At 66.1% G+C, this 8,719-nt stretch carries 9 protein-coding genes; 4 read left to right on the forward strand and 5 right to left on the reverse strand.

Features of this window, described 5'->3' with window-relative positions:
- The 5 genes from AB7U92_RS16065 to dnaA form a co-directional block, all read right to left on the reverse strand.
- On the reverse strand, positions 1-304 hold a 304-nt coding region (locus AB7U92_RS16065), incomplete at its 3' end, for a type I restriction-modification system subunit M N-terminal domain-containing protein (protein ID WP_428578913.1).
- A gap of 82 nt (positions 305-386) precedes the next feature.
- A complete protein-coding gene (locus tag AB7U92_RS16070) occupies positions 387-557 on the reverse strand; it encodes a YegP family protein (RefSeq protein ID WP_428578916.1) in 171 nt (56 codons plus the stop codon).
- A gap of 675 nt (positions 558-1,232) precedes the next feature.
- Entirely contained in the window at positions 1,233-3,731 is a 2,499-nt protein-coding gene (gyrB, locus tag AB7U92_RS16075) for a DNA topoisomerase (ATP-hydrolyzing) subunit B (RefSeq protein WP_428578918.1), read from the reverse strand.
- A gap of 86 nt (positions 3,732-3,817) precedes the next feature.
- The gene (dnaN, locus tag AB7U92_RS16080; RefSeq protein WP_428578921.1) at positions 3,818-4,924 is read right to left on the reverse strand and encodes a DNA polymerase III subunit beta; all 1,107 of its coding nucleotides are present in this window, start codon (positions 4,922-4,924) and stop codon (positions 3,818-3,820) included.
- Positions 4,925-5,146: 222 nt separating this feature from the next.
- Positions 5,147-6,562 (reverse strand): chromosomal replication initiator protein DnaA, encoded by a 1,416-nt coding sequence (gene dnaA, locus AB7U92_RS16085; RefSeq protein WP_428578923.1) that lies wholly within the window; start codon positions 6,560-6,562, stop codon positions 5,147-5,149.
- 275 nt (positions 6,563-6,837) lie between these two features.
- On the opposite strand from dnaA, the gene rpmH reads away from it, so the two are divergent.
- The 4 genes from rpmH to yidC all read left to right on the forward strand — a co-directional run.
- Entirely contained in the window at positions 6,838-6,972 is a 135-nt protein-coding gene (gene rpmH / locus AB7U92_RS16090) for a 50S ribosomal protein L34 (RefSeq protein ID WP_007834827.1), read from the forward strand.
- A 56-nt stretch (positions 6,973-7,028) separates the two neighbouring features.
- Positions 7,029-7,493, forward strand: a complete 465-nt coding sequence (locus AB7U92_RS16095) for a ribonuclease P protein component (protein WP_428578932.1) — start codon at positions 7,029-7,031, stop codon at positions 7,491-7,493.
- A 10-nt stretch (positions 7,494-7,503) separates the two neighbouring features.
- Positions 7,504-7,824: a membrane protein insertion efficiency factor YidD gene (gene yidD / locus AB7U92_RS16100; RefSeq protein ID WP_428578935.1), complete on the forward strand. Its 321-nt coding sequence runs from the start codon at positions 7,504-7,506 to the stop codon at positions 7,822-7,824.
- Positions 7,821-8,719: membrane protein insertase YidC (yidC, locus tag AB7U92_RS16105; RefSeq protein WP_428578938.1), on the forward strand; the 899-nt coding region annotated here is incomplete at its 3' end. The genes yidD and yidC, both read left to right, overlap by 4 nt.

Consider the following 8,719-nt stretch of genomic DNA (forward strand, 5'->3'; position numbering starts at 1 on the left):
GGATGTCTTCCTTCTCGGGCAGGTTCAGCAGGTAGTCGTAGCGCGCCTGGGGGCCGAGCGCGAAGCCGCATTTCTCGATGGCGATGTCTTGAAGGCTGCGTTCTCGCCGGGTGCCCTTGAGCTTGCTGTACTCGGCCAGGATGGCGTCTTCGTGCTGGCGGTACTTGTTGTCGGCGAACTTCAGGAACACAAGGCCAAGCACCGGGGTGCTGTATTCGCTAGCCTTGAGGTCACTCAAGCCGCGCAGCTTGTCGGCCGCCGCCCACAGATCACGTTCGAGCTTCTTGAGTTGTTCTCGGTTCATGCTCGCAATCTTAGGGGCCGCTTGGGGCCCAACAAAAAGGGGCTGCGCCTGCGCACAGCCCCTCGTGCAGCCGAAGGCTCAGCTACACCTCGCGGACCGGTGCTGAGCTACTGCCCTTCACCAGGTTCACGGCTGACAAGCAGTCCTGCTTGTTGAAGTAGCCCTCACCGCTGTCTGCGAGCTTTCGCCCGTTTGCAGCTGTGAGGTTCCAGCGCCATTGGCCGGCGCGATCGCGATAGACGACGTACACCATGGTGGGCCTCGCCTAGCGCTTGCCTTTGTGCCGAGTCGGATCTACGAGGGTGTAGTTTTGACCCGGCTTGGGCGTCGGCGGTAAAGGATTGCCGCGGGTTCCGGTCACTTCAGTGCCGGTGCTGTTGTTTCGGTACTGGCCCGATCGGGGCGCAGGCGTACCAGGCCTCAGGGTGGATGCCATTCGGCAGCCTCCTTATGACGCAATGTGGAAACACTGACCCCGGCCTTGCCCCGTGCAGATTTGCTCGTTGGGGAAGGTCTCTAGGCCAGCTCAGTGGACATCGTTTTGCTGCACTGCCACACTACGCGCCCGGCTCATGGCAACCATGGGCCGGTGCGAGTGGGCGTCATTCCATTCAGTGACCTTACTCGTTGCTCAAGCCCGCAACGTGGGCTGCCCTAGCCGGCACGAGTTGCACAAAGAGAGCTGATGGCTGTAGGAGGCCATCGGCTCTCTGCGTTTTGGGCTGATCGTTGTCAGCCCCGGCTTCAAATCTACAACACTAGCTGTATGCGTATCCAGCCCGTTCGGTGCCTTGACCGGCCCTCGGCAGGCACCGCACCCCTTGGGCAGTGCGCCGCTGCTGAGGCCAGTCGCACCAACTGACGACGTCCAAACGCAGTACTGTGTCGCGCGGCGCACGTACTCTGTCGCCCTACGCGTGCATCGGGCTCACACGTCGATGTTCGCCGCCCTCAGCGCATTCGTCTCGATGAAGTCGCGCCGCGGTTCCACCTCGTCGCCCATCAGCATGGTGAACACGCGGTCGGCCTCGATGGCATCGTCGATCTGCACCTTCAGCAGCCGGCGCACGGCCGGGTCCATGGTGGTCTCCCACAGCTGCTCGGGGTTCATCTCGCCCAGGCCCTTGTAGCGCTGGCGGCCCACGGCGTTCTCGGCCTGGCCGATCAGCCAGGCCATGGCCTGGCGGAAATCGCCCACCTTGGCTTCCTTGAGCTTCTCGCCTTCGCCGCGGCTGACCGTCGCCTCGCTGCCCACCAGGCCCTTGAAGGTCTTGCCGGCGGTGGACAGCGCCTCGTAGTCGGCCCCGTGCAGGAAGTCGGCGGTGATCACGCTGCTCTTCACGTTCCCGTGCTGGATGCGGCTGATGCGCAGGTGGTGCTTGTCGGTGCGGGCGTCGAACTCGGCCACCACATCGGCGGCATGCAGCGCGCCCTTGAGCGCGAGTGCGGAAGCCTCCGCGGCTTCCAGCGTGTCGAGGTTCAGCTCCAGGCCGTTGGCCATCGCGCGCAGGGCCTCGACGTCCATCCAGTTCGACAGCCGCTCGACCACGTTGTTGGCCAGCACATAGTGCCGCGCCAATGACTCCAGCGCCTCACCCTGCAGCAGCGCCGCGCCGGGAATGCCGGTGTCGAGCTTGGCGTCCTTCAGGGCCACGCGCAGCAGGTAGGCGTCGAGCTCGTGGCCATCCTTCAGGTACTGCTCCTCCTTGCCGAGCTTGACCTTGTATAGCGGCGGCTGCGCGATGTAGACGTGGCCGCGCTCCACCAGCACCGGCATCTGCCGGTAGAAGAAGGTCAGCAGCAGGGTGCGGATGTGGGCGCCGTCCACGTCCGCGTCGGTCATGATGATGATGCGGTGGTAGCGCAGCTTGTCGGGGTTGAAGTCCTCGCTGCCGATGCCGGTGCCGAGTGCCGTGATCAGCGTGAGGATGGCGTCGCTGGACAGCAGCTTCTCGTAGCGTGCCTTCTCGACGTTGAGGATCTTGCCGCGCAGCGGCAGGATCGCCTGGAACTTGCGGTCACGCCCCTGCTTGGCCGAGCCGCCGGCGGAATCGCCCTCGACGATGTAGATCTCACACAGCGCCGGATCCTTCTCCTGGCAGTCGGCCAGCTTGCCGGGCAGGCCCATGCCGTCGAGCACGCCCTTGCGACGCGTCATCTCGCGGGCCTTGCGAGCCGCCTCCCGCGCCCGCGCGGCTTCGACGATCTTGCCGCAGATGATCTTGGCGTCGTTGGGGTTCTCGAGCAGGTAGTCGGTCAGCGCCTTGCTGACGACCTCTTCCACCGGCCCACGCACTTCGCTGGAGACCAGCTTGTCCTTGGTCTGGCTGCTGAACTTGGGCTCGGGCACCTTCACCGAGAGCACGCAGCACAGGCCTTCGCGCATGTCGTCGCCGCTGACCTCGACCTTGGCCTTCTTGGCCAGCTCGTTGTCCTCGATGTACTTGTTGATCACGCGGGTCATCGCGGCGCGCAGGCCCGTCAGGTGCGTGCCGCCGTCTCGCTGCGGAATGTTGTTGGTGAAGCACAGCACCGACTCGCTGTAGCCGTCGTTCCACTGCATCGCCACCTCGGTGGTGATGGTCGTGCCCTGGTCGCTGTTCTTCTCGCCGGTGGCATGGAACACGTTGCCGTGCAGCACCTTCTTGCCGGTGTTGATGAAGTCGACGAAACCCTTCACGCCGCCGGCGAAGGCGAAGTTGTCTTCCTTGTTGTTGCGCTCGTCGACGAGGCGGATCTTCACGCCGTTGTTCAGGAACGAGAGCTCGCGCAGCCGCTTGCTGAGGATCTCGTAGTGGAAGTCGACGTTGGTGAAGATCTCCTCGTCGGGCAGGAAGTGCACCTCGGTGCCGCGCTTCTCGGTGTCACCGGTGATCTTCATCGGCGAGGTCTCGAAGCCGTCGCGCATCTCGATCACCCGATCCTGCGGCACGCCCTTGCGGAACTCGATGAAGTGCATCTTGCCGTCGCGGCGCACCGTCAGGCGCAGCCACTTCGACAGCGCGTTCACGCAGCTCACGCCCACGCCGTGCAGGCCGCCCGAGACCTTGTAGCTGTTCTGGTTGAACTTGCCGCCGGCGTGCAGCTCGGTCAGCGCGATCTCGGCGGCACTGCGCTTGGGCTCGTGCTTGTCGTCCATCTTCACGCCGGTGGGGATGCCGCGGCCGTTGTCGATGACGGAGATCGAGTTGTCGGTGTGGATGGTCACGACGATGTCATCGCAGTAGCCGGCCAGCGCCTCGTCGATCGAGTTGTCGACCACCTCGAACACCAGGTGGTGCAGGCCAGTGCCGTCGGAGGTGTCGCCGATGTACATGCCCGGGCGCTTGCGCACCGCCTCCAGGCCTTCGAGGATCTGGATGCTGCCCTCGCCATAGGCCTCGACGGGCTTGGGCACGTTCTCGGGGGTGTTCGGGGTGTCGCTCATGGCAGCTTTCGGAAACGGAATCGCACTCTGGAGAAACGAGCAAGCGGGCCGCAGCCCGCTCGCCAAGCAGGGTCAGGCGCCTCGCCTCAGATCCTCATCGGCATCACGACGTACTTGAATCCGGCCTGCTCGGGCACGGTGATCAGCGCGCTGGAGTTGGTGTCCTGCAGCTCGATCTTCACCATCTCCTGGCTCATGTTGGTGAGCGCGTCGATCAGGTAGGTGACGTTGAAGCCGATCTCGATGGTGTCGCCGCCGTAGTCGATCTCGAGCTCTTCCTTGGCCTCTTCCTGCTCGGCGTTGCTCGAGGCGATGCGCAGCGTGCCCGGCTCGATGTTCACGCGCACGCCCTTGAACTTCTCGCTGGTCAGGATGGCAGCACGCTGCAGACTGGCCAGCAGCGGCGCACGGCCGAGCGTGACCGCGTTCTTGTGGTTCTTCGGGATCACGCGGTTGTAGTCGGGGAACTTCCCCTCGACCAGCTTGGTGACGAACTCCATGCCGCTGAAGGCGAACTTGGCCTGGTTGCCGGCGAAGCGCATCTCGATGGCGGTGTCCTCGTCCTTGAGCAGGCGCTGCAGCTCGAGCACGGTCTTGCGCGGCAGGATGACCTCCTGCTTCGGGATCTCGACGTCGAGCGTGGCCTGGGCCAGCGCGAGGCGGTGGCCGTCCGTGGCCACCAGCGTCAGGCTCTTGCCTTCGGCGACGAACAGGATGCCGTTGAGGTAGTAGCGGATGTCGTGCACCGCCATCGCGAAGTGCACCTGGTTGATCAGCAGCTTCAGCGTCTTCTGCGGCACGCTGAACATCGGGCCGAAGTCGGCGGCTTCCTGCACCAGCGGGAAGTCGTCGGCCGGCAGCGTCTGCAGCGTGAAGCGGCTCTTGCCGCCTTGCAGCGTCAGCTTGTTCTGGCTGGCCGAGAGGCTCACGGTCTGGTCGGCCGGCATGGAGCGCAGGATGTCGATCAGCTTGCGCGCACCCACCGTGGTGGCGAAGCTGCCGCTGTCGCCATCGAGCTCGGCGGTGGTGCGCACCTGGATCTCCAGGTCGCTGGTGGTCAGCTCGACCTGGCTGCCGTTCTTGCGGATCAGCACGTTGGCCAGGATGGGCAGCGTGTGACGCCGCTCCACGATCCCCGCCACGGCCTGCAGGGCCGACAGAACTTTTTCCTGCGTTGCCTTCAAGACAATCATGTGAACCTCTTGATCTGGTCGTTCTAGTAGAGGACCGCGTTTTCTGTGGAGAACGCTATTTTCGCCTTTTCCGTCAAGCCTTTACGCCCGGCCAAACGCTGTGTGTCGGTGGCGGCGAATCCGGCTCGCCGACATGAACAACTTCGCCGCGGCCGGCATTCCTGTGGACAGCTCGGAAGTTGTCCCGGAACTGTCCCCAGGCTTGTTCCTTGACATTCACCCTCAGCCCTTGAGCGTCTGCTCCAGCACGTGCAGCTGCTGGTTCAGTTCACTGTTCTTCTGCCGCTCGCCGGCGATCTTGCGCACGGCATGCAGCACGGTGGTGTGGTCGCGCCCGCCGAACAGCTCGCCGATCTCGGGAAGGCTCTTCTGCGTCATTTCCTTGGCCAGGTACATCGCGATCTGGCGAGGCCGCGCGATGCTGGCCGGGCGCTTCTTGCTGTACATGTCGGCAACCTTGATCTTGTAGAAGTCGGCCACCGTCTTCTGGATGTTCTCGACGCCGATCTGGCGATTCTGGATCGACAGCAGGTCCTTCAGCGCCTCGCGCGCCAGGCCGATGTTGATCTCCTTCTGGCTGAAGCGCGAGTAGGCCAGGATCTTGCGCAGCGCGCCCTCGAGCTCGCGCACGTTGGCACGCACGTTCTTGGCGACGAAGAAGGCCACGTCTTCCGGCATCGGCGAGCCTTCCTGCTCGGCCTTGCGCATCAGGATGGCCACGCGCATCTCCAGCTCGGGGGGCTCGATCGCCACCGTCAGGCCGGCGTCGAAGCGCGAGGTCAGGCGCTCGTCGATGTCCACCAGCCCTTTCGGGTAGGTGTCGCTGGTCATGATGATGTGGGCCTTCTTGGCCAGCAGCGCCTCGAAGGCGTTGAAGAACTCCTCCTGGGTACGCTCCTTGCCGGCGAAGAACTGCACGTCGTCGATCAGCAGCAGGTCGAGGTTGTGGTACTTGGCCTTGAGCTCGTCGAAGGTCTTGCGCTGGTAGTTGCGCACGACGTCGGTGATGAACTGCTCCGCGTGCAGGTAGAGGATGCGGGCGTCGGGCTTGTCGGCCAGCAGCGCGTTGCCGACCGCGTGGATCAGGTGCGTCTTGCCCAGGCCCACCCCGCCGTAGATGAACAGCGGGTTGTACATCTGACCCGGTGCACCGGCCACGTGCAGCGCCGCCGTCCGCGCCATCTGGTTGGCGCGCCCGGGGACCAGGGTGTCGAAGGTGAGCTGCGGGTTCAGGCGCCCGCGCGAGGCCGGCGGCGATGCCGTGGGCGGCTTGACGGCCGCCGAGCCGTTGATCGCCGGGCCCGGCCCGCCAGCCAGTGCCTGCGCCACATGCTGCGGCGCGGCTGCCGAGCGCGGTGCGGTCGAGGTGGCGGCGTTCTCGCGCGGGGCAAGCGTGATGTCCAGCCGCACCGGCTTGCCGGCGAGTTCGCTCAGCACGGTCTCGATGCGGCCGGCGTACTGGTTGCGGATCCAGTCGAGCTTGAACCGGTTCGGCACGCGCAGGGTCACGACCGCGCTGCCGCCGTCGTCATGGATGACGTCGGCGGCGGGCAACGGGCGGATCCAGGTGTTGAACTGCTGCTCCGGCAGTTCGGCGGCGAGTTTCTCGCAGCCACGCTGCCACAGGTCGGCGGCCATGTTGTGGAAAAGTCTTCTTGGAAGCGCGCGGATTCTACCCCTGGGCGGCACCTGCGCGAGTGGTTATCCACAGATGATCTAGGTGGCCGCAGCGGCCCGGCCCACTCGGGATCAAGGCCAAGTCGTTGACCGGAAAGCACTTTCTTGCTGTAATCGCGGGTTCGCCGACGCTGGCTCAGGGTTCGCCCCAGGGTGCGCGGCACATCTCGTCAGGCCCCGCGGAACGCAGCCGCCGTGGGCAACAACCCCGAAACTGCCCATTCGCTGGACCCATCATGAAGCGTACCTACCAAGCCTCCAAAGTCCGCCGCGCCCGTACGCACGGTTTCCTCGTGCGCATGAAGACTCGCGGTGGCCGTGCGGTGATCAACGCCCGCCGCGCCAAGGGCCGCAAGCGCCTGGCCGTCTGAGGCCGGCGGCCGCCGCCGCCCGCTGCCACCCGGCCCGCGCGCGCATCCCTTTCGCCGTGTTCGGCCGCATCGTGCGCTCCGTCGACTTCGAACGTGTTCTGCGCTGCCCGCCCCGGGCGCGCACGGCCCACTTCGCACTGCACCACCTGCGCGGTCGGCCGACGCTGCCCGCCAAGCCAGCGCCAAAACCCGGAGAGGGCGAGTTGTCAACAGGCGAACCCCCTCTTTCCGAACCGCTTGTGGATGACTCTCGCGCCATAGCGCCGGACCAGGGCCCGGATCACTGGCTGGGCATGGTTGTGCCCAAGCGCCACGCACGCCGCTCCGTCACCCGCTCGCTGCTGAAGCGGCAGATCCGCGTCGCGGCGGGAGCGAGCGAAGCGGCGCTGGAAGCCGGGCTTTGGGTGGTTCGCCTGCGTTCGCCGTTCGACCGCCAGGCCTTTCCTTCGGCCGCTTCCACGGCGCTGGCCGCGGCCGCCCGCCAGGAATTGGCGGTGCTGTTCCGCCAGGCCCGGGCCTGAGGGCGACAGCATGGATCGCGCCTTTCGCTGGACCCAGTTGCCGCAGCGCCTGCTGATCGGGCTGGTGCGCGGCTACCGGCTGCTGCTCAGCCCCTGGCTCGGCAGCAGCTGCCGCTTCGAGCCGACCTGCTCGGCCTATTCGCTCGAGGCGCTGCAGCGCCATGGCGCCGCCGCCGGCACCTACCTGACGGCGGCCCGCGTTCTGCGCTGCCACCCCTGGTGCGATGGCGGATTCGATCCGGTGCCGCACCGCGCGCCGTCCCTGTTCCGCCGCTTCGTCGCCGACGACGAGGCACCGGTTTCCCCCTTGTCCGACAAGACCTCCCCATGACCGACTTCCGTCGCACCCTGCTGTGGGTGGTGTTCTCGATGTCCCTGGTGCTGATCTGGGACGCCTGGCAGCGCCACAACGGCGAGCCCTCGATGTTCGGCCCCGCGCCGGCCAAGCCGGTGGCGGCTGGCGCCTCGGCCGCTGCGCCCGGCGCGGTGCCGACGCCGGCCCTGCCGGCCGCGACGGCCACGCCGGGCAGTGCCGCTGCCGCGCCGGCCGCGCCTTCGGCCGCCGCCTCGGCCCCGGTGGCCAAGCAGGTGACCATCACCACCGACCTCGTCAAGGCGACGCTGGACAGCAAGGGTGGCTCGCTGGTGCGCCTGGAGCTGCTCAAGCAGGTCGACCAGAACGACCGCACCCGCAATGTCGTGCTGTTCGACCAGTCGGCCAAGCGGCTGTACAAGGCCGAGACCGGCCTGATCCCGCCGGCCGGCGGCGTCGGCCTGCCCAACCACCACACGGTGATGGAACTGGTGCCGGGCGACCTCGAGCTCAAGGAAGGCAGCAACGAGCTGCAGGTGCGCTTCGAGTCGCCCGAGGTCGGTGGCATCAAGCTCGCCAAGATCTACACCTTCCGTCGTGGCGACTACGTGATCGGCGTTCGCCACGAGGTGGTGAACAACTCCGGCGCGGCGATCAGCCCGCGCCTGTACCTGCAACTGGTGCGCGACGGCAACCCGCCCGAGGGCGAATCGAGCCTGTACTTCACCTTCACCGGCCCGGCCGTCTATACCGACGCGAGCAAGTTCCAGAAGGTCGACTTCAAGGCGATCGAGAAGCACAAGGCCGGCGACAAACCCGACCACGCCACCACCGGCGATAACGGCTGGGTGGCCATGGTGCAACACTATTTCGCCTCGGCCTGGCTGCCCGACAACGGCAGCGGCGCCAAGCT

The organism is Piscinibacter sp. (assembly GCF_050175855.1).
Classification (GTDB): Bacteria; Pseudomonadota; Gammaproteobacteria; order Burkholderiales; family Burkholderiaceae_C; genus Piscinibacter.

Excerpts from the sequence above, each read along its gene's own strand:
- dnaA (WP_428578923.1), bottom strand. The coding sequence starts at position 6,562 with ATGGCCGCCGACCTGTGGCAGCGTGGCTGCGAGAAACTCGCCGCCGAA.
- rpmH (WP_007834827.1), top strand. The coding sequence starts at position 6,838 with ATGAAGCGTACCTACCAAGCCTCCAAAGTCCGCCGCGCCCGTACGCAC.
- gyrB (WP_428578918.1), bottom strand. The coding sequence starts at position 3,731 with ATGAGCGACACCCCGAACACCCCCGAGAACGTGCCCAAGCCCGTCGAG.
- dnaN (WP_428578921.1), bottom strand. The coding sequence starts at position 4,924 with ATGATTGTCTTGAAGGCAACGCAGGAAAAAGTTCTGTCGGCCCTGCAG.
- yidD (WP_428578935.1), top strand. The coding sequence starts at position 7,504 with ATGGATCGCGCCTTTCGCTGGACCCAGTTGCCGCAGCGCCTGCTGATC.
- AB7U92_RS16070 (WP_428578916.1), bottom strand. The coding sequence starts at position 557 with ATGGTGTACGTCGTCTATCGCGATCGCGCCGGCCAATGGCGCTGGAAC.